The sequence below is a fragment of the Pseudomonas sp. HMSC065H01 genome, from assembly GCF_001815235.1.
Lineage (GTDB): Bacteria > Pseudomonadota > Gammaproteobacteria > Pseudomonadales > Pseudomonadaceae > Pseudomonas > Pseudomonas aeruginosa.
Window position 1 is genome coordinate 291,608 of the sequence record NZ_KV819906.1, and the last position, 20,261, is coordinate 311,868.

Genomic DNA, 20,261 nt, shown 5'->3' on the forward strand with positions numbered 1-20,261 from the left:
AGCTGGCATTACCGAGCCAAAACAGCCCATTCAGGCACAAAAAAGGCACTTGCGATAATCGCTAAGTGCCTGATTTGTAAGGGTTGTTTGGTGGAGCCGGGGGGATTTGAACCCCCGTCCGCCAGCTCTCCGCTATCGGTTCTACATGCTTAGCCAGCTCTACTGAGTTAACTCCGCGCCGCCCGAGTGGCAGGGTGCTTGGAGCGAGCTGTATGAGTTTTAGCCGTTACGTCTACAGCGAACTTGGCGGCGATCCTGTTCTATCTGACAGTCGTTTCGGGTTTACAGGCATCCCCTAGCGACTGCTAGCCGCATTAAGCAGCTAGAGCGTAGTTGTCGTCGTTGGCAACTATAAGTTTGCAGCAGCGAATTTACGAGTTCTGCTACCAGCTCGGCATGCCCCTCAAGTTTTGTTACCGGCGTCGAATCCTAATCGGCCCCAAAACCTTGACAGGTCGACGACCAGTCTACGGCAAAGGGCTGCGAGAGTCCAATCCGCCGCTCATAAACCTTTGACGCCGCTGGGTTTCCCCTCCGGAGGCGGGCTCAGGTCCAGGGGTTTGTCCGGTGCCTTGGCGTTCCGCCCGGGCGCCAGCTGTTTTTCCACGTCGGCCTGGATCGCCTGCAACACCGGTTGCAGGTCGCGCATGTTGTCGCGGACCTTGGGGTAAGGGTGGTCCTTGGCGAAACCGGCGATGCGTTCCAGCAACTGGGCGCGCACCGGGGAGGGCAGGTGGATGAACAGCTCGGGCATTTCCTTGGCCAGTTCGGCGGAGTAGAGCACCAGGTCCTGGCGCTCGAACTGGGCGGTGAGGCCGAGGTAGTCGAGGGCGCTGCCGGTGAGCATCGCCGCGGCCGCCTTGGTTTCCTGCATGCCCTGCAGGCGCGCGGGGTTGCGCTGTTCGGCCTGGGACAGGGTCATCCAGAATTCGACGGTGAGGGTGAACAGGATCGACTGCTCGCGCAGCGAGTAGCTCATCAGGCCCAGCGCCTCGGCGCCGTAGGGCTGTTTGGCGGCGCGGAAGTCGAAGTACAGGCGCATTAGCTCCTTGAGCTTGAACAGTACTTCGCGGGCCTCGTTCTGGCGGATCTCCAAGGGGCTGTAGATGTTCAGCTGCGGGCGGAAGTTTTCCTCGCTGACCATGCGCAGGTAGAGCGGCCCGGTGAATTCGCCGCTGCGTCGCGGCAGGGCGTTCTTCTGGGTTTCCTCGATCTTCTTCAGGGCGTCGATCAGCACCTGGTAGTCGTGGCTGTCCCAGGGCTTCTGGATGTCCGGGATGCGCTGGCCGAGGTAGTAGAGGTCGGCGGCCGCGAGCGGGCGGCCGAGAACCAGTAAAAGGATGGCCAGCGGCCAGAGCAGGCGGCGTGATAGGGTCGGCACGGACTTTCCTTGCGGGGCGCGTGGATCGGCCTAGGTTAGCGATGGCCGGGGCCGCCGTCACCCCGCGCTTCGATTGGGGCGGACGGGATGGCAACGGCGCAGTGGGACGGCTTGCAGGCGGTATTCGAGGATCTCGGCGGCTACGGCGCGCTGGCGCGCCAGGCGGCGCAGGGCGAGGGGCCGCTGGTGGGGCATCTGCAACGGACCAACATCCAGCTCGCGGCGATCCCGGTGTTCACCCGCAAGGGAGTCGCCGAGACCACGGTCAACGACCTGCTGGAGGCGGCGCGGGTCTCGCGGCGGACTTTCTACAAGTATTTCGCCGGCAAGCTGGAGGTGCTGGAAAGCATCTACCACAGCGCCGTGCAATTGCTGCTGGCGCGCTTCGGCGGGCTGCGCAGCGAGGCCGGCAGCGACGAGGACTGGTTGCGGGCGATGGTCTCGCTGTTCTTCGACTACCACCTGGCGGTCGGTCCGATCATTCGCATGATGCAGGAGGAGGCCCTGCATGCCGGCTCGCCGCTGGCGGCGCACCGGCAGCGCGCGCACCTGAAGATTATCGAGCTGTGGGCCGAGCGCCTGGGCGCCCAGGGCGCGGCCCACGATGCGCTGACCTACCGGGTGCTGATCTGGGCGATGGAGGCGGCTTCGCTGGAGCTGCTCAATGCCAGCGACCCGCTGGAGCTGCCGCGGGTCAAGCGGGTGCTCGGCGACCTGCTGGTGGGTACGCTCTGTCCCCGCACCCAGGCTCCGACGAGACTGCAAGGGTAACAGCCGGGCAGTCGCCGCTCGCGCCTACAGAACCTAGGTTGGGCTCGCAGTCCGTCGTGGCCATGCTCTGATGCCCTGTCATAACAACAAGACGGGAGACGTGCGTCCATGTCCGCGACACCCTATCTGCTGCAACCGCCGCTGGCGGTCGGATTCGCCCGCCTGGGCTTCGGCTCTCTCTCGCTGGAGTCGTTGCGCGAACGCTACGCCGCACCGTCCAGCGGCTCGCGCTTCATCGAGCTGGACGGTTTCCCGCTGCACTACCGCGACGAAGGCAGCCGCGACAAGCCGGTACTGGTGATGATCCACGGCGTAGTGGCCTCGCTGCACACCTGGGACGACTGGGTGAAGGCGATGTCGCCGTACTTCCGCATCGTGCGCTTCGACGTACCGGGCTTCGGCCTGACCGGGCCGGGGCGTGACAGCCGTTACTCTGGCGAGCGCATGGTGGCGATCCTCGGCCAGTTGCTCGATTTCCTGAAGATCGACAAGGCCTCGATCGCCGGCAACTCCCTGGGCGGCTATATCGCCTGGAACTTCGCCCTGGCGCAGCCGCAGCGGGTGGAGCGGCTGGTGCTGATCGACCCGGCCGGTTACCAGATGCGCAAGGTGCCGTGGATGATCGCCTCGGCGGCGCTGCCCGGCTCGACCCTGGCGATGCCGCTGTGGATGCCGCGAGCGCTGATCGCCCAGGGCATCAAGGAAGTCTATGGCGAGCCGGGGCGGATCAAGCCGGGGGTGGTCGACCGCTACTACGACCTGAGCCGCCGCCCGGGCAACCGCAAGGGCATGATGGAGATCTTCCGCGTGTTGCTGAAGGTCAACCGCGAGGAGCTCGGCACCTCCGGCGAACGCATCGCCCGGATCGTCGCGCCGACCCTGCTGATGTGGGGCGAACGCGACCGCTGGATCTCGCCGAAGCATGTACCGCTGTGGCAACGCGACCTGCCGGGGATCCAGGTGAAGACCTATCCGGGCGTCGGGCATATCCCCATGGAGGAGATTCCCGAGCAGACCGCGGCGGATGCACTGCGCTTCCTGATGGCCTGATCCCAGGCCTTCATGAAGAAGCCCGCGCTGGTCAGTCGCGGGCATTTTTAATGCGTGGACGAAAGGCCGAAATACCAGGCAGGGCAGGGAAGCGATGCATGCCCCTCTCGCGGCGCGGAGGGGCGGCGAGGAGGGTCAGGCGGCCTTCGGTTCCGGTTCGAATTGGTCGCGGTACTGCTCGATGAGGTGCAGGTTATTGTGCTGCCAGGGGTGGAAGTCCTTCTTGTAGAAGTCCAGGTACACGCCCACCAGCGAGCGGAACACGCCGTCCTTGCCCCACAGCCACTTGATGCCGTCGCGCCAGACCTTGAAGTTCCACAGCAGGCCGTCGCGCTTGAGCATGTGGACCAGGCCCTTGGTGGTGTCGAGGGCGAAGAAGAAGGTGCCCTGGACCATCGCCCGGCGGCGCAGCCTGGCCTTGCCGTTGACCAGCATGAACACGTCGTAGGCCACCGCCTTGTGCTCGGTTTCCTCCAGTGCGTGCCAGCGCCACAGGCGGGCCATGGTCGGGTCGGCGCCTTCCAGCCACCTGGGGTTGCTCAGCAGGCCGTCGGCCATGATCGCGGTGAGGTGCTCCAGGGCCGCGGTGGCCGCCAGTTGCCGCGACGGGTGCAGTTTCTGCTGGGCGAAGCGGATGCGCCGTTTGGCGCCGCCTTCCAGGCGGTCGATGTCGTAGCCGAGGGCGCGCAGGCGGTCGCTGTAGACCAGGTGCTCGCGGCTGTGGTGGCCTTCCTGGCCGATGAAGCCACGGATCTGTTGCTTCAGCGCCGGGTCCTCGACCCGTTCGCGGTAGTGGCGCACGGAGTCGATAAAGAAGCGCTCGCCATCGGGGAACAGCACCGACATGGCGTTGAACATGTGGGTCTTGAAAGCGTCGCCGCTGTGCCAATGGCGCGGCATCGGATCGGGCAGGTCGAAGTCCAGATGACGCGGGCGGATCTCCAGACCTTCGGGGGTGGTGCTGGCCATAGCGGCTCCCTGTGATGGTGAAGGACCATGGGATCGACTATCGCTTGCGGGGGATAGCCTCACAAGGTTATCTTCTGCCAACTTTCCGGTCATATCCGGCCAGCGGTCAGAACAATAAACAACCATGAAACAACCGCTCAATTTCACCGCCGAACTGGTGCCGGTGGCCTATGCCGAGGCACTCCTCGATCTTGTCGCGGAGTACGGCGTATCCCGCCAGGCGCTGTTCGACGCTGCGCGGGTGCGTCCCGAGGTGCTGGACAGCCCGAACGGCCGCCTGTCCTTCCTCGACTTCAACCAGCTCACCTACAGCGCCCAGGCCCTGTGCGGCGAGCCGGCGCTGGGGCTGGTGCTCGGCCAGCGCCTGAACGTCTCCGCCCACGGCATCCTCGGCTACGCGGTGCTGTCCAGCGCCAACCTGGGCAAGGCCATCCAGTTCGCCCTCAAGTACTACCGGGTGCTCGGCCTGGCCTACGAACTGGAACTGGTGCTCGATGACGGCCGCGCCGAGTTGCGCGCGGTGGAGTCGATGCCGCTGGGCGCCGCTTCGGTGTTCGCCGCCGAGGGCCTGATGGCGACGCTGTATTCCATCGCCTGCTTCCTGGTCGGCGAGCCGTTGCAGGACGTGCGGGTCGGCTTCGCCTATCCGCCGCCGGCCCATGCCCGGCGCTACGCCGAGGTGTTCGGGGTGGCCGCGGAGTTCGAGCAGCCCTGGCACTGGCTGAGCATGCCCAGCGAGTACCTGGAACGACCGATGGCGCTGGCCAACCCGGCCACGGTGCAGATGTGCGAGCAGCAGTGCGAGGCGCTGCTGGCCACCCTGGACGTCCAGGAAGGCCTGCTGACCCGTGTGCGCCGCCTGCTGCTGGCGCGTCCCGGCGACTTCCCCGATCTCGAACAGGCCGCCCGCGAACTGCACACCAGCGGGCGCAGCCTGCGCCGGCACCTGTCGTCGTTGGGCACCACCTACCAGCAGGTCCTCGACGATGTGCGCAAGCGCCTGGCCCTGCAATACCTGACCACCACCCAGCTACCGCTGTACGAGATCGCCCTGCTGCTCGGCTTCAACGATTCGTCGAACTTCCGCCGGGCGTTTCGCAAGTGGACCGGCAAGCTGCCCAGCGACTACCGCGAAGCGCCCTGAGCCGACGCCGGCGATCCTCGGCAGCGGATGGATGTGCCATGCTTGGCGTTTCATAGAAATCCATGGCGCGCTTGCCGCGCCGACCGTGATCGGAGTCTTGCATGTCGACATCCCCCGCGCTGATCCGCGAAACCTTTCCCGTCGGGCCTTTGCAGTGCAACTGCACCATCATTGGCGATCCGCTGACCAGGAAGGCCATCGTCGTCGATCCGGGCGGCGACCACGAACTGATCCTGCAGCGCCTCGACCGCCTCGGCCTGCAGGTGGTCAGCATCATCCATACCCACGCGCACCTGGATCACTTCCTCGCCTCCGGCGAGATGAAGAAGCGCACCGGCGCCAGCCTGCACCTGCACAAGGACGACCAGTTCCTCTGGGACAACCTGGAGATGCAGTGCCAACTGTTCGGCGTGCCCTACACGCCGGTGCCGGCCCCGGACCGCTGGCTGGCCGACGACGAGGAACTGGCCTGCGGTTGCGGAGTGGCACTGCACACGCCGGGGCATACGCCGGGCTCGATGAGTTTCTGGTTCCCCCGGGCGAAGCTGCTGATCGCCGGCGACACCCTGTTCCGCCGTGGCATCGGCCGCACCGACCTGTGGGGCGGCGACTCGGCGGCGATCCAGCGTTCGATCCGGCAGCGCCTGTACAGCCTCGACGAGGACGCCACGGTGGTCGCCGGCCATGGCCCGGACACCACGCTGGGCGAAGAGATGCGCGAGAACCCCTTCGTCAGGGGCTGAAAAGGATTTTTCCGAGCATCGGGAATTTTGCCACTTGGCTATGCTCTAAGATATCGGCCGCCCCTCACGCAGGGGCGTTTCAGTACCTCGAGGAGTAGTTTTCCCATGTTCACCTCCCGTTGCCTGCCTCTGGCCGCAGCCGTCACCGCACTGGCGCTGCTCGCCGGTTGTGCCAACAACAACCCCTACGACACGCAAAGCCAAAGCCAGGGTGGCATGAGCAAGACGGCCAAGTACGGCGGACTGGGTGCGCTGGCCGGCGCCGTCGCCGGCGCTGCGATCGACCACAACAACCGTGGCAAGGGCGCGCTGATCGGCGCTGCCGTTGCCGGCGCGGCCGCCGCGGGTTATGGCTACTACGCCGACAAGCAGGAAGCCGAGCTGCGTCGGCAGATGGAAGGCACCGGCGTGGAAGTGCAGCGCCAAGGTGACGACATCAAGCTGATCATGCCGGGCAACATCACCTTCGCCACCGATTCGGCGAACATCGCCCCGAGCTTCTACGCGCCGCTGAACAACCTGGCGAACTCGTTCAAGCAGTACAACCAGAACACCATCGAGATCGTCGGCTACACCGACAGCACCGGCAGCCGCCAGCACAACATGGACCTGTCCCAGCGTCGTGCGCAGAGCGTGGCCGGCTACCTGACCGCCCAGGGCGTCGACGGCACCCGCCTGAGCACCCGCGGCATGGGCCCGGACCAGCCGATCGCGAGCAACTCCACTGCCGACGGTCGCGCGCAGAACCGGCGCGTCGAGGTCAACCTGCGACCGGTTCCGGGCGCCCAGGGCCCGGCGCAGACCCAGCCGCAGTACTGATCGCGGCCTGGACGAAAAAGCCCGCCATTCGGCGGGCTTTTTCATGGGCGCTGGTCGGCGCTCTTCGTCCTACGCCTTGGCGTTACCGGGAAACTCGCGGTGCAGGCTGTCGAGCAACTGGTCCTTGCGCTCCCACAGCTGGTTGACCCATTGCTGGAATTCCGCGCGGTAGCCGGCGTCCTGGTCGTAGCTCTTGCCGACGAACTGGCGCGGAATCTCCAGTTCCTCGAAGCGCACCACGACGTCCTTCAGGCGTCCGGAAAGCAGGCACCAGAAGGTCGGGCTGCCGTCCGGGTAGTGGATGGTCACGTTGACCAGGGTCTTCAATTGCTCGCCCATGGCGTCGAGGACGAAGGCGATACCGCCGGCCTTGGGCTTGAGCAGGTGGCGGAACGGCGACTGCTGCTCGTCGTGCTTGGCGCGGGTGAAACGGGTGCCTTCGAGGAAGTTGAACACCGCTACCGGGATGCGGCTGAACTTGGCGCAGGCCTTGCGCGTGGTCGCCAGGTCCTGGCCTTTCTTCTCCGGGTGCCTGGCCAGGTAGGCCTTGCTGTAGCGCTTCATGAAGGGGAAATCGAGGGCCCACCAGCACAGGCCGATGATCGGGACCCAGATCAGTTCCTGCTTGAGGAAGAAGCGCAGCAGCGGGATGCGTCGGTTCAACTGGTATTGCAGGACGAGGATGTCGACCCAGCTCTGGTGGTTGCTGGTGACCAGGTAGGAGTGTTGGTACTCCAGGCCCTCCAGGCCCTGGACGTTCCAGCGGGTGCGCTGGACCAGGTTCATCCAGCCCTTGTTGCAGGCGATCCAGCCTTCGGCGATCAGGCTCATGATCTTGCTGCACAGGCGCTGGGCGGCGGCGAACGGCAGGAGCAGCTTGACCAGGGTCATGCCGAACAGCAGGCAGGCCCAGCACAGGGTGCTGGACACCAGCAGCAGGCCGGCCAGGGAGCCGCGCAGGAAATGGGGGAGAAACGACAGCATCAAGGAGTCCTTGTACGTAGGCGCCCGGCCAGGGCCGGGCGCGTGGAGCGGGGCGTGGTCCCGCCGTTCACATGGCACATCCTCGTGCCTGGCCGAAGCCAGTGCCGCCCACTGGGCGGCGTTCCTTCAGGCCGGGGCCTGGGCGTCCGCCTGGATGGCGGTGAGGGCGATGGTGTAGACGATGTCTTCCACCAGCGCGCCGCGCGACAGGTCGTTCACCGGTTTGCGCAGGCCTTGCAGCATCGGCCCGACGCTGACGCAATCGGCGCTGCGCTGCACCGCCTTGTAGGTGGTGTTGCCGGTGTTCAGGTCGGGGAAGATGAACACCGTGGCCTGCCCGGCCACCGGGCTGTTCGGCGCCTTCTGGCGGCCGACGCTGGCGATGGCGGCGGCATCATACTGCAAGGGTCCGTCGATCAACAGGTCGGGGCGCTGCTCGCGCGCCAGGCGGGTGGCCTCGCGAACCTTGTCGACATCCACCCCGGAACCGGAGTCGCCGGTGGAGTAGCTGATCATCGCGACCCGTGCAGGGATGCCGAAAGCCTGCGCCGACGCGGCACTCTGCACGGCGATCTCGGCCAGGTCACTGGCCGAAGGATCGGGATTCACCGCGCAATCGCCGTAGACCAGCACCTGGTCCGGTAACAACATGAAAAACACTGACGACACCAGGTTGTAGCCGGGCGCGGTCTTGATCAGTTGCAGCGCCGGGCGGATGGTGCTGGCGGTGGTGTGGATGGCGCCGGAGACCAGGCCGTCGACCTCGTCCAGGGCAAGCATCATGGTCGCCAGGACCACGCTGTCCTCCAGTTGCTGCTCCGCCATCGGCGCGTTCAGCCCCTTGCCCTTGCGCAGCTCGACCATCGGTTCGACGTAGCGCTGCCGCACCAGGTCAGGGTCGATGATCTCCAGGCCTTCCGGTAGCACGATGCCCTGGGCCTGGGCCACTGCCTGGACCTCCTCCGGCTTGGCCAGCAGCACGCAGCGGGCGATGCCGCGCGCCTGGCAGATCGCCGCCGCCTGTACGGTGCGCGGCTCGCTGCCCTCGGGCAGGACGATGCGCTTGCCGGCCTTCTGCGCGCGTTGCACCACCTGGTAGCGGAACGCCGGTGGTGACAGGCGCAGCTCGCGCGGCGTGCCGCAGCGCTGCTTGAGCCATTCGAAATCGATGTGCCCGGCGACGAACTCGGTGACCCGCTCGGCGCGCTCGCGGTCGTCCACCGGGATTTCCTTGTTCATCCGGTTCAGGTTGGTCGCGGTGTCGTAGGAGCCGGTGGCCACCGACAGCACCGGCAGGCCGCCCAGCAGGGCGCCGCGGCAGAGTTCCATGATCCGCGGGTCGGGCGGGAAGTCGCTGCACAGCAGCAGGCCGGCCAAGGGTACGCCGTTCATCGCGGCCAGGCTGGCGGCGAGGATGATGTCGTCGCGGTCGCCGGGGGTCACCACCAGCACGCCGGGCTTGAGCAGTTGCACGGTGTTGGGCACGGCGCGGGCGCATAGCACGATCTTCTGCACCCGGCGCTGCTCGTAGTCGCCGGCGTTGATCACCCGTGCGCTGAGCAGGTCGGCGATGTCGCGGGTGCGCGCGGCGTTGAGTTCGTCCTGCCAGGGAATGCAGCCGATCAGGCGGAAGTCGTCGCGCAGCAGCGGCGAGTGTTCGGTGAGGCGCCGGGCGAAGTCCGCCACGCCGTCCTCGGCGTTGGCCGCGTCGGCCTCGCCGCGGACCTTGTTGAGGATCACCCCCAGCACCTTCGGATCGCGCGGGCCGCCGAACAGCTGGGCCTGGATCTCGATACGGTCGGTCAGTTCGGTGAGCGTCTCGTTTTCCGGCGCGGAGACCAGGATCACCTCGGCGTCGAGACTCTTCGCCAGGTGGAAGTTGACCCGCGCGGCGTAGCTGGCGTGACGGGTCGGTACCATGCCTTCGACGATCACCACGTCCTTGTCGGCGGCGGCGCGCTGGTAGAGGCTGATGATCTCTTCGAGCAGTTCGTCCAGTTGGCCGTCGCCGAGCATGCGCTCGACCTGGGCCAGCGGCAGCGGCTTCGGCGTATCCAGGCCGTGGGTGCGCGCCACCAGTTCGCTGGAGCGCTCCGGGCCGAGGTCGCCGGGATGCAGTTGGGCGATGGGTTTGAAGAAGCCAACCTTCAGCCCGGCGCGTTCCAGGGCGCGAAGCAGGCCGAGGCTGATCGAGGTGAGGCCGACGCCGAAACCGGTCGGGGCGATGAAGAAGGTATGCATCTGGGCTCCTTAAGCCGTGCGTTTGGCCACGCCGCCTGGTTGGGCGGGGGCGTCGATCCAGTTCAGTCGAGCAGGGCCAGCGTGTCGAGGGCGATCTGCCGCTCTTCGTTGGTCGGGATCACCAGTACCCGCGGATGCCCCGCGGCCTGGATCGGCCCGGCGACGCCGCGCACGCAGCGGGCGTTGGCCTCCTGGTCGAGGCGCAGGTCGAACAGCCGCAGGTGGGCGGCGGTCTTGGCGCGCACCAGCGGCGAGTTCTCGCCGATGCCACCGGTGAAGATCACCCCGTCCAGTTGCGGCAGGGCGCAGCTCATCGCCGCCAGGGACTTGGCCAGGCGGTAGCAGAACACCTCGATCGCCAGGGCCGCGCCGGGGTGGCCCTGCTCGCGCTCCTGCTCCAGGGTGCGCATGTCGTTGGACAGGTCGGAGAGGCCGAGCAGGCCACTTTCGTTGTTCAGCATCGAGTCGATGCGCTCCAGGCTCCAGCCCAGGGTCCGCGCCAGGTGGCTGTGCAGGTTGGGGTCGACGTCGCCGCTGCGGGTGCCCATTACCAGGCCTTCCAGCGGGGTCAGGCCCATGCTGGTGTCGAGGCTCTGGCCGTTGACGATGGCGCAGGTCGAACTGCCGTTGCCGAGGTGGGCGCTGAGCCAACTGCTGTCGCCGACCGCCAACCCGGCCATTTCCGCGGCGCGGTGGCTGACGTAGCGGTGGCTGGTGCCGTGGAAGCCGTAGCGGCGTACGCCATGCTCGCGGTAGAGGGCTTCCGGGAGGGCGTAGCGGTAGGCGTGCTCCGGCAGGCTCTGGTGGAAGGCGGTGTCGAACACGGCGACGTGGGGCAGCTTGGGAAACAGCGTCATCGCTGCCTCGATGCCTTGCAGGTTGGCCGGGTTGTGCAGCGGCGCCAGCGGCGCGGTGGCCCGGATCGCCTCGACCACCCGGTCGTCGATGCGCGTGGCATGGGTGAACAGCTCGCCGCCATGCACCACCCGGTGGCCGATGCCGTGGAGCTTGCCGCCCGCGGCGTTCTGCACCATCGGCAGCAACTGGGCGAGGGCGGCGCGGTGGTCGGCGTTGGGAATCATCAGGCTGTCGCTGTCGCCGCCGCGCTTCCAGCGCAGCACCGCATCGCGGCTGCCCAGGCGCTCGGCGAGGCCGTGCAGGGGAAACAGGGAGTGGGCCTCGTTGACCAGGGCGAACTTGATCGACGAACTGCCGCAGTTGATCACCAGTATGTTGCGTGAGGGCATCACTGCTCCTTGGTCTGCTCTTCTTCTTCCCGGGCACACCAGCCGCAGCGAAATTCGCGGCCGAGCTGTCTGTGCCGCTCGTTTTCGTCAAGGACCCAGGCGCGCGATTGCCAGGGCGGTTGGTGGCGCAGGTGTTGAGTATGGCCACAGGACAAGACTGCCACCCAATGGCCTTCCTCGTCCTGATGAAAATCAATCACCCGCGACGGCGCTCGCGCGCCCCGTTCATCAGGGGCGCGGTCGCTTTCGGGGCTATTGATGCGTACACTTACGCATTCATCTTCTTTATCGAAAAGGTTTCGAACCATGCAGATCGCGGCCAACAAGGCGGTTTCCATCGACTATACCCTGACCAACGACGCCGGGGATGTCATCGACAGTTCCGCTGGTGGCGCGCCGCTGGTCTACCTGCACGGTGCCGGCAACATCATCGTCGGCCTGGAGAAGGCCCTGGAAGGCAAGAACGTCGGTGACGAACTGAGCGTCGCCATCGAGCCGGAAGACGCCTATGGCGAATACAGCGCCGAACTGGTCGCGACCCTGACCCGCGAGATGTTCGAAGGCGTCGACGAACTGGAAGTCGGCATGCAGTTCCACGCCTCGGCTCCGGACGGCGGCATGCAGATCGTCACCATCCGCGACATCGACGGCGACGACGTGACCGTCGATGGCAACCATCCGCTGGCCGGCCAGCGCCTGAACTTCAAGGTCAAGGTAGTCGACGTGCGCGAGGCCAACGCCGAGGAAATCGCCCATGGTCACATCCATGGCGAAGGCGGTCACCACCACTGATCGGCGTTCATTCGCCGATTGATGGCCTGGGCCGTCCGCCGGCGGAACTGCTAAGCTGGTATAGCGAAAGGCGCCTTTGGGCGCCTTTCGCGTCATGCGCCATGCCTGGGCTCTTTACCCCGTCCCTGGGGATGCGCCGCAGCCAGGGTTCTTGCCCGGTGCGGGGCTTGGCACGTTGTGTCGCTGAATGCGCAAGGAGTACGTCATGAGTGCCTTTCACGATCTCACCCTGCAGGGGTTGGATGGACAGGACCTGCCGCTTTCCCCGTTCAAGGGCAAGGTGCTGCTGGTGGTCAATGTCGCCTCCAAATGCGGCCTGACACCCCAGTACGCCGGCCTGGAGAATCTCTACCAGACCTACCGCGAGCGCGGTTTCGCGGTGCTCGGCGTGCCCTGCAACCAGTTCGCCGGCCAGGAGCCGGGCAGCGAGGCGGATATCCAGTCCTTCTGTAGCCTGAACTATGGCGTCAGCTTCCCGATGAGCGCCAAGGTCGAGGTCAACGGCAGCGCGCGGCATCCGCTCTATCGCCTGCTGGCGGGCGAGGGCGCGGAGTTTCCCGGCGACATCACCTGGAACTTCGAGAAATTCCTCCTCGGTCCCGACGGTCGCGTGCTGGCGCGTTTCAGCCCGCGCACGGCGCCGGACGACCCGGCCCTGGTGCAAGCCATCGAGAAGGCCCTGGGTTGATCTCCCGCGGGACGCGTTCGCGTCCCGCCGCTTCCTTTCCTGTCTTGCGCCGCTTCATGACGCAACGCGATAAGTCCCTGCCTGTAACGCCTGATCACCGCCGTTGATAATGCTGGGCGGACGAGACGACCGGTCATATTCTCTCGTTCCATGACTAGCAACCGACTCGACAAGCGCGAACTGATCCTGGCCAAGGGCTCCGAGGTCATGACCCGGCGTGGCTACCACGGCACCGGGGTGCTGGAGATCGTCCAGGCCGCGCGCATCCCCAAGGGCTCCTTCTATCACTACTTCGACAGCAAGGAAGCCTTCGCCCAGCAGGCCCTGGAGCACGTCTACGCGCCGCGCCTGGCGCGCTACGCCCAGGCCCTCGGCGACAGCCGCTTCAGCCCGCGCGAGCGGGTGCTGCGCTACTACGGCGAGCTGCTGGAGCACTTCGCCCGCCAGGAAAAGCCCGAATACCACTGCTTCATCGGCAGCCTGAGCTTCGAGATGGCCGAGCTGTCGCCGCCGATCGCGGCCAAGGTCGAGTCGATCCTGCAGGCTTCCGCGCAAATCCTCCAGGACTGCCTGGAGCAGGCGCGCGAGGCCGGCGAACTGGCCGCCGACGAGGACTGCGCGAGCCTGGCCGGCTTCATCGGCTTCGCCTGGCAGGGCGCCCTGGCGCGCTTCAAGGTCGGCGCCGGCCTCGCTCCGTTGAATGCTTTCATGTCGCGCCTGGAGCTGCTGCTCCGCGCCTGATACCTGCCCGAACCTCCCATTCCCCCTCAGGAGTCCGTCCATGAGTGCCCCCGTAGAAGCCCTGTTCCAACCGTTCCGCCTCGGCGCCCTGGAACTGCCCACCCGTGTGGTGATGGCACCGATGACCCGCAACTTTTCCCCCGGCGGCGTACCCAACGCCAAGGTCGTCGAGTACTACCGCCGGCGCGCCGCCGCCGGCGTCGGCCTGATCGTCAGCGAAGGCACAACGGTCGGCCACAAGGCCGCCAACGGCTATCCGAACGTGCCGCGCTTCTATGGCGAGGACGCCCTGGCCGGCTGGAAGCAGGTGGTCGACGCGGTGCATGCCGAGGGCGGGCGCATCGTTCCGCAGCTCTGGCACGTCGGCAGCGTTCGGCGCCTGGGCGTGGAGCCGGACGCCAGCGTGCCCGGCTACGGCCCGATGGAGAAGGCCAAGGACGGCAAGGTGCTGGTCCACGGCATGAGCAAGGCCGACATCCAGGACGTCATCGCCGCCTTCGCCCAGGCCGCCCGCGACGCCCAGGCGATCGGCATGGACGGGGTGGAGATCCACGGCGCCCACGGCTACCTGATCGACCAGTTCTTCTGGGAAGGCAGCAACCAGCGGGACGACGAGTACGGCGGCAGCCTGGCCAATCGCTCGCGCTTCGCCGTCGAGCTGGTGCGGGCGGTGCGCGCGGCGGTCGGTGCGGATTTCCCGATCATCTTCCGCTTCTCCCAATGGAAGCAGCAGGACTATTCCGCGCGCCTGGTGGAAACCCCGGAGGGCCTGCGCGAGTTCCTCGCGCCGCTGGTGGAGGCCGGCGTCGATATCTTCCACTGCTCGACCCGCCGCTTCTGGATTCCCGAGTTCGAAGGCTCGGAACTCAACCTGGCCGGCTGGACCCGCGAGCTGACCGGCAAGCCGACCATTACCGTGGGTAACGTCGGCCTGGACGGCAGCGAGTTCCTGCAATTCTTCGGCAAAACCGACGAGGTGGCGCAGCCGGCGAGCATCGACGGCCTGGTGGAGCGCCTGGACAAGGGCGAGTTCGACCTGGTCGCGGTGGGCCGCGCGCTGCTGGTGGATCCGGAGTGGGCGGTGAAGGTCCGCGAGGGGCGTATCGGCGACATCAAGCCGTTCAGCCGCGAGGCCCTGGCCAGCCTGGTCTGAAGGCGCGTCCGCGACGCACCGGCCCGGCGCCGCGCCGGCAAGCAGATCCCACCCCTCGGGGTGGGATTTTTCATGGCCGTGATTTTTTCCGAAAACCCGCCGTGCGGCCGGCTGACTTCAAAGTCCGAAACGGGCATTGTATGACCGCCAACACAACAATAGGCCGAGAAACGGCCAGAGGAGCGAATCCATGCGTATCGGCCTGGTGGTCGACGCGACCTGCGACCTGCCGCCCGAATTCCTCGCCGCCCACGGCATCCGCGTGATGCCGATCGGGATCCGCCTGGGCGAGCAGCGGCTCATCGATCGACGCGACCCCGACACCACCCTGAGCTTCTACCGCGACCACCTGGCCAAGGTCGGTAGCAAGGACGGCAGCCAGCCGCTCTCCGCCGCCGAGTTGCAACAATGGTTCCTCGACGAACTGGTGACCGACTTCGACTACGTGGTCTGCCTCACCGTCGACAGCCTGCGCAGTCCGATCTTCGAGCACGCCACCCAGGCCTCCTTCGGCCTGCTCCAGCACTACCACGAGCGCCGCCACGCGGCCGGCATCGCCGGTCCCTTCACCCTGCGCGTACTCGACAGCCACTCGGTGTTCGCCGGCATCGCCTGCCTGGCGGCCGAGGGCACGCGCCTGCTGGCGCAGGGCAGCCACCCCAACGCGCTGCGTACGCGCCTCGAACAGCTCAGCCAGCAGACCTGCACCTACCTGGTCGCCGATGACCTGGGCCACTTGCGCCGGCGCGGCTTCCAGAAGGGTGATCGCAGCGGTTTCGTCGACCGGGTCAAGGGCGCGGCGCTGGGGTTGGGCTCGCTGCTCGACGTCAAGCCGGTGTTCAGCCTGGCCGATGGCGAGGACAAACCGGTGGCGCTCTCGCCGAGCTTCGAGAAGTCGGCGGAGAAGCTGTTCGGCTATGCCCTGGCGCGGGTACAGGCGGGTGAGCTGCTGGCACCGCAACTGGGTCTCAGCTATGCCGGCGATCCGACCGCGCTGCGCGACCTGCCGGGCTTCGCCGCGCTGGAGAACGCCTGCCGCGAGCGCGACATCCACTTGCACCTGGGCATGCTCAGCCCTACCGGCGGCATCAATCTGGGCGCCGGGGCCATGAGCCTGGGCTTCATCGCCACGCCGAAAGCCTTTGCCTGAGAGCTACTCGCGGCTGCGTGGCAAGGCCCCGCCATCCTCTGCCGGCGGCCGCTCGGGCTTCGACCGAGCGGGCTGGACCAGCGGACTGGCGCAGGCGTCTTCCAGGTAGTTCTGGAAGTGCTCGACGATACTGTCCCAACCTTGCCGGCTGGCGTGTTGGCGGGCGTTGAGACGGACCCGGCGCAGGCGTTCCTGGTCGTCCAGCAGCCAACTGGCGACTTCGACGAAGCCGCTCTTGTCGCCCGGCGCGGCGAGCACGCCGTTGTGCCCATGGCGGATGTGCTGGCCGGCGGCGGCCTGGTCGAAGGCGACCACCGCGAGGCCGGCGGCCTGGGCTTCGAGGACCACGTTGCCGAAGGTCTCCGACAGGCTTGGGAAGAGGAACAGGTCGCCCGAGGCGTAGTGGGCGGCCAGGGTTTCGCCGCGCTGGACGCCGCAGAACAGCGCTTCGGGCAGGTCCCGTTCGAGGTGCCTGCGCTCCGGCCCGTCGCCCACCAGTACCAGGCGCAGCTTCAGCTGCGGATGGGCGGCGCAGAGCGCGCGGAAGGTGCCGCCGAGCAGGCCGAGGTTCTTCTCTGCCGCCAGCCGGCCGACGTGCAGCACGGCGATGTCCTGTTCGCCCAGGCCCCAGCGCCGGCGTAGTTCGGGATCGCGCCGGGAGGGATGGAAGAGTTGGCTGTCGACCCCGCGGGAGAGCAGGTTGAGACGTTCGAAACCGCGCCGCTGCAATTCCATGCGCTGGCTGCCGCTGGGCACCAGGGTCATCTGCGTGCGGTTGTGGAACCAGCGCAGGTAGCCGGTGACCAGCCGGGTCAGCGGACCGAAGCCGTAGTGCTCGCTGTATTGCTGGAAGTTGGTGTGGAAGCCGCTGACCGCCGGGATGCCCAGGCGCCGCGCGGCGCGCAGGGCAGAGAAGCCGAGCGGGCCTTCGGTGGCGATGTAGAGCACGTCCGGGCGCTGGCGCTTCCAGCAGCGCAGCAGCTTGTGCAGGCTCGACATGCCCCATTGCAGGCCGGGGTAGCCGGGCAACGGCCAGCCGCGGGTCAGCACCAGCTCGGCGTCGCTGCGCCGGCCGTCGTCGCCGGGCTGGCGCGGGCGCACCACCTGGACCCGATGGCCAAGCTGCTGGAGACCGGCATGCAGGCGCCCCAGGGTATTGGCGACGCCGTTGACTTCCGGTGGGTAGGTTTCGCTGATCAGGGCGATGCTTAGAGGTCTGCTCATGACGTCAGTGTCGACCGACGCCGTGTAGCGGATGTGAAGTTTTGGTGACGCTTGCGTGACGGCGCCCCTGTCGGGGCGCCGTGGATTTCAGCGTTGCAGCAGGCGTGGGTTCTCCTCGCCGAAGATCTGCTTGCGCAGGGCCTTGAGGCGTTCGTCGATGGCGGCGTGACGCTGCTCCTCGTCGTCGACGCTGGCGAGCACCTCGGCGATCACCTTGTCCGACTCTTGCGCGTATTCGCGCAGTTGCTCTTCCTCGCCAGGCGTCGGCGCTTGCTGCTGGACGGAGGCGTTGTCCTTGAGCGCCATCCAGATCTCGAAGTCGAGCGCCTCGCGGCGCCTGGCATCGGCCTCCACATAGGGCGTCAGACGCTGGATCTCCTCGAAGGTCTGGCGCGGATCGGCGCCGACCGCCACCTCGCGCTTGAGCTGTTCGATCAGGCCTTCGGCGGCCTGCTTGCGTTCGATCTCGGACATCTGCCCGGCGTTGCGGCCGAACTCGCCGAGTTGCTGTTCCAGGTTGTCGGGAGCGGTGGCTGTATTCATCTCGGGGGCTCGGGAAGGAATGGAAGGTTTTGCCGCCGGTGTGGCCTGCGGGGGAGACGCGAAGGGCGCGACGGGCGCCGGCTCCGATGGGTAAAACAACAGGACGGCGCCGATGGCCGTGCCGCAGAGCAGCAGGGCCAGCAAGGTCCAGGTCAGGGTAGGTCTCATGCGATGGACTCCTCGCTTCAGGTCGCTGCGATGTCGAGCAATGGATCGCTCCTGCTCGGCTTGCCGGTCTCGACGTGTCCGGCCAGGCGGCGGAGATAGTTGGCTTCCGTATTGCTGGCGGTCACGCTGAGGTCGTACCAGCCCTGGCTGCTGCGTAACAGCCACACTTCACTGATCGCCTGGTTCGGTTCGAGTTCATAGCGACGGCTGCCCTCCCGGGTATAGGCCGGGTTCGGCGTCACCGTCACGCTGCACGGCAGGCGGCCGAGATTGCGGATGTTCAACTGCAGGTTGCCGTTGCGTTGATAGGTGACCGATACCTCGGGCCGCGCCATCTGCGCGGCGAGATGCAGGTTGCCGTGGAACTCGCGGAAGAAGCCGTTGGGGCCGTGCACCTCGAAGGCGTAGCGGCCGTTGGCGTCGAGCAGGTCGTCGAGTTCGTCGTTGAGGGTCCGGCCCAGTTCCTCTCCGCTTTCCTGGACCACCGGATAGCTGGTCACGGTATAGAAGCGCGGATTGCCGACTTCCCGCGGCTGCACCTGGAATACCGCAGCGGAGTGTCCCTGCGGATTGCCCGGCAGGCTCATGCCGTCGTTGCCCAGGGTCAGGCGCAGCTTGCCGGCGGCGATGTCGAGGGCCAGCGTGGCGTGCAACTGGTAGGGCACCGCGAGGGTAGGGCGCTGGCCCTTTTCCTGGCCGGGCAGGCTCTTGGGCTCGTAGGACCAGTACTTGGGACTGGGCCGGTAGAACTGCTGCCAGTAGGCGTCCTCCTTGCGCGCGTCGCTCTGCGGGACGTTGGTCAGGTCGGGGGCGACCTGGGTGTCGCCTGCGCCCTGGAAGTCGAACAGCGAAGTCAGGTCGCCGCAGACGGCACGCCGCCAGGGCGAGATGTTTTCCTCGACGACGCCGAAGCGGCGTTCGAGGAAGCGCAGCACCGAGGTATGGTCGAACACTTCGGCGCTGACCTTGCCGCCCTTCGACCAGGGCGAGATGGCGATCAGCGGGACGCGGTGGCCGAGCCCGATGGGCAGCCCGCTGGATGCCTCGATCTCGCCGGCGGTGCTGACCGTGGAAAGGCCGACGCCATCCTTCCACGGCGGCACCGGGGCGCTGGCGTGGTCATAGAAGCCGTCGCCCTCGTCGTAGTTGAGGATGAACACGGTCCTGGCCCAGACCTCGGGGTTGCTGGTCAGCGCCTCGAGCACCCGGGTCACGTAGTACTCGCCGAACGAGGGGCCCCACCAGGGATGCTCGCAGTAGCAGTAGGGCGCGACGATCCACGACACCTGCGGCAGCGTGTTCTCCTGCACATCCTTGCGCAACTGGTCGACGCCGCGGGCGAGCATGGCGCGCTGCCAGAGGTCCGAATCGCGCGGAGCGTTCTTGAAGTTCCTGAACCAGGCGAGGGCGTTGCAGTCGTAGTTGTTCTGCTCCTGGAGCCGGTATTTCCAGTAGGCGTCGACGTACAGGTACCAGAGTGACGAGGAGCGGTAGCCGCCTTCCTGGTAGACCCGCCAGTCCACGCCAGCGGCGCTTAGCCGCTCGGGATAGGTGGTCCAGTCCACCGTGCCGCTGGCGCCGATGGTGCCGTCGCCCATGTCGTTGCCGATGTGTACGTCCTTGCCGTCGCCGCTGGGGGCGGCGCGTCCGCTCATGTGGTAGAGGCGGTTCGGATTGGTCGGGCCCATCATCGACTGGTAGTAGGCCTCGCACAGGGTGAAGGCGTCGGCCAGGGCGTAGTAGTAGGGAATGTCGCCGCGCTTGAAGTAGCCCATGGCTTCGGGGTACTGCACCGCCATCCACTTGTCGTTGCGGCCCTGGTTCCAGATCGCGTGGAAGGCCGACCATTCATGGTTCTGCGAACTCACCCACTGGGCGCTGGTGACCTTGGTATCCCAGTGATAGGGGGAGAACTCGTACTTGTAGTTCTGGTACCAGACCGGCTTGCCGTCCTGGCGCTTGAGCGCGCGAGGGTCGTTGAAGCCGCGGACGCCGTTGAGGTGGCCGAAGTAGTGATCGAAGCTGCGGTTCTCCTGCATCAGGATGACCACGTGCTGGACGTCCTGGATGGTCCCGGTGCGGATGTCCGGCTCGACGGCCAGGGCGCGCCGGAGCGTCTCCGGGAACAGCCCGGAAAGGCCGGCCAGGGTAGCGGCCTGGGCGCCGTGCTTGAGAAAGGTTCGACGGCGGAATTTCCAGTTTTCGGTCATCGTTTTATTTCCCGGGTGGTTTTTTGATTTCCATCAATCTGCGTACTTCTTGTTTCGAGATGATTAATCGTCTTCGCTGTTTTTCCGGCAGGGAATATAGCGAGCCGATGGTTTCATGGCGATAATTTATCGGTTGATCCCGAAAGCGACTTCGATATGACCTTGAGCGACAACTTGAGAAGTTTTTCGGGATAAAAACAAAGGGCATGGAAATGGAGTTCCATGCCCTTCTCGGCTGAATGA

19 protein-coding genes and 1 other RNA gene are annotated in these 20,261 nt (G+C 66.5%); 10 read left to right on the forward strand and 10 right to left on the reverse strand.

Annotation, left to right across the window (positions count from 1 at the left end):
- Positions 1 to 88: 88 nt before the first annotated feature.
- Both ssrA and HMPREF3014_RS21675 read right to left on the reverse strand, forming a co-directional pair.
- Positions 89 to 441: a transfer-messenger RNA gene (gene ssrA / locus HMPREF3014_RS21670) on the reverse strand.
- Between the two features lie 61 nt (positions 442 to 502).
- Positions 503 to 1,381, reverse strand: coding sequence for a hypothetical protein (locus HMPREF3014_RS21675; protein ID WP_023087748.1), 879 nt, complete (start codon positions 1,379 to 1,381; stop codon positions 503 to 505).
- Between the two features lie 87 nt (positions 1,382 to 1,468).
- Between HMPREF3014_RS21675 and HMPREF3014_RS21680 the strand changes: the two genes are divergently transcribed.
- Together HMPREF3014_RS21680 and HMPREF3014_RS21685 are read left to right on the forward strand one after the other, a co-directional pair.
- Positions 1,469 to 2,152, forward strand: coding sequence for a TetR/AcrR family transcriptional regulator (locus HMPREF3014_RS21680; protein ID WP_003116489.1), 684 nt, complete (start codon positions 1,469 to 1,471; stop codon positions 2,150 to 2,152).
- Positions 2,153 to 2,260: 108 nt separating this feature from the next.
- Positions 2,261 to 3,202: an alpha/beta fold hydrolase gene (locus HMPREF3014_RS21685; protein WP_003085798.1), complete on the forward strand. Its 942-nt coding sequence runs from the start codon at positions 2,261 to 2,263 to the stop codon at positions 3,200 to 3,202.
- A gap of 135 nt (positions 3,203 to 3,337) precedes the next feature.
- On the opposite strand, the gene HMPREF3014_RS21690 is transcribed toward HMPREF3014_RS21685, so the two are convergent.
- The gene (locus HMPREF3014_RS21690; RefSeq protein WP_003109433.1) at positions 3,338 to 4,171 is read right to left on the reverse strand and encodes a metal-dependent hydrolase; all 834 of its coding nucleotides are present in this window, start codon (positions 4,169 to 4,171) and stop codon (positions 3,338 to 3,340) included.
- A gap of 124 nt (positions 4,172 to 4,295) precedes the next feature.
- Here HMPREF3014_RS21690 and oruR point away from each other — a divergent pair, with 124 nt between their 5' ends.
- The 3 genes from oruR to HMPREF3014_RS21705 all read left to right on the forward strand — a co-directional run bounded on the left by oruR (position 4,296) and on the right by HMPREF3014_RS21705 (position 6,877).
- Entirely contained in the window at positions 4,296 to 5,315 is a 1,020-nt protein-coding gene (oruR, locus tag HMPREF3014_RS21695) for an ornithine utilization transcriptional regulator OruR (protein ID WP_003114220.1), read from the forward strand.
- 101 nt (positions 5,316 to 5,416) lie between these two features.
- Positions 5,417 to 6,058 carry an MBL fold metallo-hydrolase gene (locus HMPREF3014_RS21700; RefSeq protein ID WP_003085806.1) on the forward strand — a complete coding sequence of 214 codons (642 nt, stop codon included), beginning with the start codon at positions 5,417 to 5,419 and terminating at the stop codon, positions 6,056 to 6,058.
- A 105-nt stretch (positions 6,059 to 6,163) separates the two neighbouring features.
- Positions 6,164 to 6,877 carry a YiaD family glycine zipper/OmpA-like lipoprotein gene (locus tag HMPREF3014_RS21705; RefSeq protein WP_003085808.1) on the forward strand — a complete coding sequence of 238 codons (714 nt, stop codon included), beginning with the start codon at positions 6,164 to 6,166 and terminating at the stop codon, positions 6,875 to 6,877.
- A gap of 69 nt (positions 6,878 to 6,946) precedes the next feature.
- On the opposite strand, the gene HMPREF3014_RS21710 is transcribed toward HMPREF3014_RS21705, so the two are convergent.
- From HMPREF3014_RS21710 to HMPREF3014_RS33810, 4 genes are all read right to left on the reverse strand, one after another.
- Positions 6,947 to 7,861: an acyltransferase gene (locus HMPREF3014_RS21710; protein ID WP_003085811.1), complete on the reverse strand. Its 915-nt coding sequence runs from the start codon at positions 7,859 to 7,861 to the stop codon at positions 6,947 to 6,949.
- 126 nt (positions 7,862 to 7,987) lie between these two features.
- Positions 7,988 to 10,102: a phosphate acetyltransferase gene (gene pta, locus HMPREF3014_RS21715; protein ID WP_023087747.1), complete on the reverse strand. Its 2,115-nt coding sequence runs from the start codon at positions 10,100 to 10,102 to the stop codon at positions 7,988 to 7,990.
- A 62-nt stretch (positions 10,103 to 10,164) separates the two neighbouring features.
- Positions 10,165 to 11,349, reverse strand: coding sequence for an acetate kinase (locus HMPREF3014_RS21720; protein ID WP_003085814.1), 1,185 nt, complete (start codon positions 11,347 to 11,349; stop codon positions 10,165 to 10,167).
- Positions 11,349 to 11,687 carry a DUF3565 domain-containing protein gene (locus HMPREF3014_RS33810; protein ID WP_003109430.1) on the reverse strand — a complete coding sequence of 113 codons (339 nt, stop codon included), beginning with the start codon at positions 11,685 to 11,687 and terminating at the stop codon, positions 11,349 to 11,351. Before HMPREF3014_RS33810 ends, HMPREF3014_RS21720 begins: the two co-directional genes overlap by 1 nt.
- Between HMPREF3014_RS33810 and HMPREF3014_RS21725 the strand changes: the two genes are divergently transcribed.
- The 5 genes from HMPREF3014_RS21725 to HMPREF3014_RS21745 all read left to right on the forward strand — a co-directional run bounded on the left by HMPREF3014_RS21725 (position 11,656) and on the right by HMPREF3014_RS21745 (position 15,873).
- Positions 11,656 to 12,141, forward strand: a complete 486-nt coding sequence (locus tag HMPREF3014_RS21725; RefSeq protein ID WP_003085816.1) for an FKBP-type peptidyl-prolyl cis-trans isomerase — start codon at positions 11,656 to 11,658, stop codon at positions 12,139 to 12,141. The genes HMPREF3014_RS33810 and HMPREF3014_RS21725 overlap by 32 nt on opposite strands.
- Before the next feature lie 205 nt (positions 12,142 to 12,346).
- Positions 12,347 to 12,829, forward strand: a complete 483-nt coding sequence (locus tag HMPREF3014_RS21730) for a glutathione peroxidase (protein ID WP_003109429.1) — start codon at positions 12,347 to 12,349, stop codon at positions 12,827 to 12,829.
- Between the two features lie 150 nt (positions 12,830 to 12,979).
- Entirely contained in the window at positions 12,980 to 13,570 is a 591-nt protein-coding gene (locus HMPREF3014_RS21735) for a TetR/AcrR family transcriptional regulator (RefSeq protein ID WP_003085819.1), read from the forward strand.
- A gap of 40 nt (positions 13,571 to 13,610) precedes the next feature.
- On the forward strand, positions 13,611 to 14,723 hold the full coding sequence (locus HMPREF3014_RS21740; RefSeq protein ID WP_003120762.1) for an NADH:flavin oxidoreductase: 1,113 nt from the start codon (positions 13,611 to 13,613) through the stop codon (positions 14,721 to 14,723).
- A gap of 190 nt (positions 14,724 to 14,913) precedes the next feature.
- Positions 14,914 to 15,873: a DegV family protein gene (locus HMPREF3014_RS21745; protein ID WP_014603213.1), complete on the forward strand. Its 960-nt coding sequence runs from the start codon at positions 14,914 to 14,916 to the stop codon at positions 15,871 to 15,873.
- A gap of 3 nt (positions 15,874 to 15,876) precedes the next feature.
- Here the strand turns inward: HMPREF3014_RS21745 and HMPREF3014_RS21750 are convergent, their stop codons facing one another.
- The 3 genes from HMPREF3014_RS21750 to HMPREF3014_RS21760 all read right to left on the reverse strand — a co-directional run bounded on the left by HMPREF3014_RS21750 (position 15,877) and on the right by HMPREF3014_RS21760 (position 20,018).
- On the reverse strand, positions 15,877 to 17,097 hold the full coding sequence (locus HMPREF3014_RS21750) for a glycosyltransferase family 4 protein (protein ID WP_003116486.1): 1,221 nt from the start codon (positions 17,095 to 17,097) through the stop codon (positions 15,877 to 15,879).
- An 87-nt stretch (positions 17,098 to 17,184) separates the two neighbouring features.
- The gene (gene plcR / locus HMPREF3014_RS21755) at positions 17,185 to 17,808 is read right to left on the reverse strand and encodes a phospholipase C accessory protein PlcR (protein ID WP_003134321.1); all 624 of its coding nucleotides are present in this window, start codon (positions 17,806 to 17,808) and stop codon (positions 17,185 to 17,187) included.
- Positions 17,809 to 17,825: 17 nt separating this feature from the next.
- On the reverse strand, positions 17,826 to 20,018 hold the full coding sequence (locus tag HMPREF3014_RS21760) for a phosphocholine-specific phospholipase C (RefSeq protein WP_003159645.1): 2,193 nt from the start codon (positions 20,016 to 20,018) through the stop codon (positions 17,826 to 17,828).
- Between the last annotated feature and the right edge of the window lie 243 nt (positions 20,019 to 20,261).

Excerpts from the sequence above, each read along its gene's own strand:
- HMPREF3014_RS21680 (WP_003116489.1), top strand. The coding sequence starts at position 1,469 with ATGGCAACGGCGCAGTGGGACGGCTTGCAGGCGGTATTCGAGGATCTC.
- HMPREF3014_RS21685 (WP_003085798.1), top strand. The coding sequence starts at position 2,261 with ATGTCCGCGACACCCTATCTGCTGCAACCGCCGCTGGCGGTCGGATTC.
- HMPREF3014_RS21690 (WP_003109433.1), bottom strand. The coding sequence starts at position 4,171 with ATGGCCAGCACCACCCCCGAAGGTCTGGAGATCCGCCCGCGTCATCTG.
- oruR (WP_003114220.1), top strand. The coding sequence starts at position 4,296 with ATGAAACAACCGCTCAATTTCACCGCCGAACTGGTGCCGGTGGCCTAT.
- HMPREF3014_RS21700 (WP_003085806.1), top strand. The coding sequence starts at position 5,417 with ATGTCGACATCCCCCGCGCTGATCCGCGAAACCTTTCCCGTCGGGCCT.
- HMPREF3014_RS21705 (WP_003085808.1), top strand. The coding sequence starts at position 6,164 with ATGTTCACCTCCCGTTGCCTGCCTCTGGCCGCAGCCGTCACCGCACTG.
- HMPREF3014_RS21710 (WP_003085811.1), bottom strand. The coding sequence starts at position 7,861 with ATGCTGTCGTTTCTCCCCCATTTCCTGCGCGGCTCCCTGGCCGGCCTG.
- pta (WP_023087747.1), bottom strand. The coding sequence starts at position 10,102 with ATGCATACCTTCTTCATCGCCCCGACCGGTTTCGGCGTCGGCCTCACC.
- HMPREF3014_RS21720 (WP_003085814.1), bottom strand. The coding sequence starts at position 11,349 with ATGCCCTCACGCAACATACTGGTGATCAACTGCGGCAGTTCGTCGATC.
- HMPREF3014_RS21725 (WP_003085816.1), top strand. The coding sequence starts at position 11,656 with ATGCAGATCGCGGCCAACAAGGCGGTTTCCATCGACTATACCCTGACC.
- HMPREF3014_RS33810 (WP_003109430.1), bottom strand. The coding sequence starts at position 11,687 with ATGGAAACCGCCTTGTTGGCCGCGATCTGCATGGTTCGAAACCTTTTC.
- HMPREF3014_RS21730 (WP_003109429.1), top strand. The coding sequence starts at position 12,347 with ATGAGTGCCTTTCACGATCTCACCCTGCAGGGGTTGGATGGACAGGAC.
- HMPREF3014_RS21735 (WP_003085819.1), top strand. The coding sequence starts at position 12,980 with ATGACTAGCAACCGACTCGACAAGCGCGAACTGATCCTGGCCAAGGGC.
- HMPREF3014_RS21740 (WP_003120762.1), top strand. The coding sequence starts at position 13,611 with ATGAGTGCCCCCGTAGAAGCCCTGTTCCAACCGTTCCGCCTCGGCGCC.
- HMPREF3014_RS21745 (WP_014603213.1), top strand. The coding sequence starts at position 14,914 with ATGCGTATCGGCCTGGTGGTCGACGCGACCTGCGACCTGCCGCCCGAA.
- HMPREF3014_RS21750 (WP_003116486.1), bottom strand. The coding sequence starts at position 17,097 with ATGAGCAGACCTCTAAGCATCGCCCTGATCAGCGAAACCTACCCACCG.
- plcR (WP_003134321.1), bottom strand. The coding sequence starts at position 17,808 with ATGAGACCTACCCTGACCTGGACCTTGCTGGCCCTGCTGCTCTGCGGC.
- HMPREF3014_RS21760 (WP_003159645.1), bottom strand. The coding sequence starts at position 20,018 with ATGACCGAAAACTGGAAATTCCGCCGTCGAACCTTTCTCAAGCACGGC.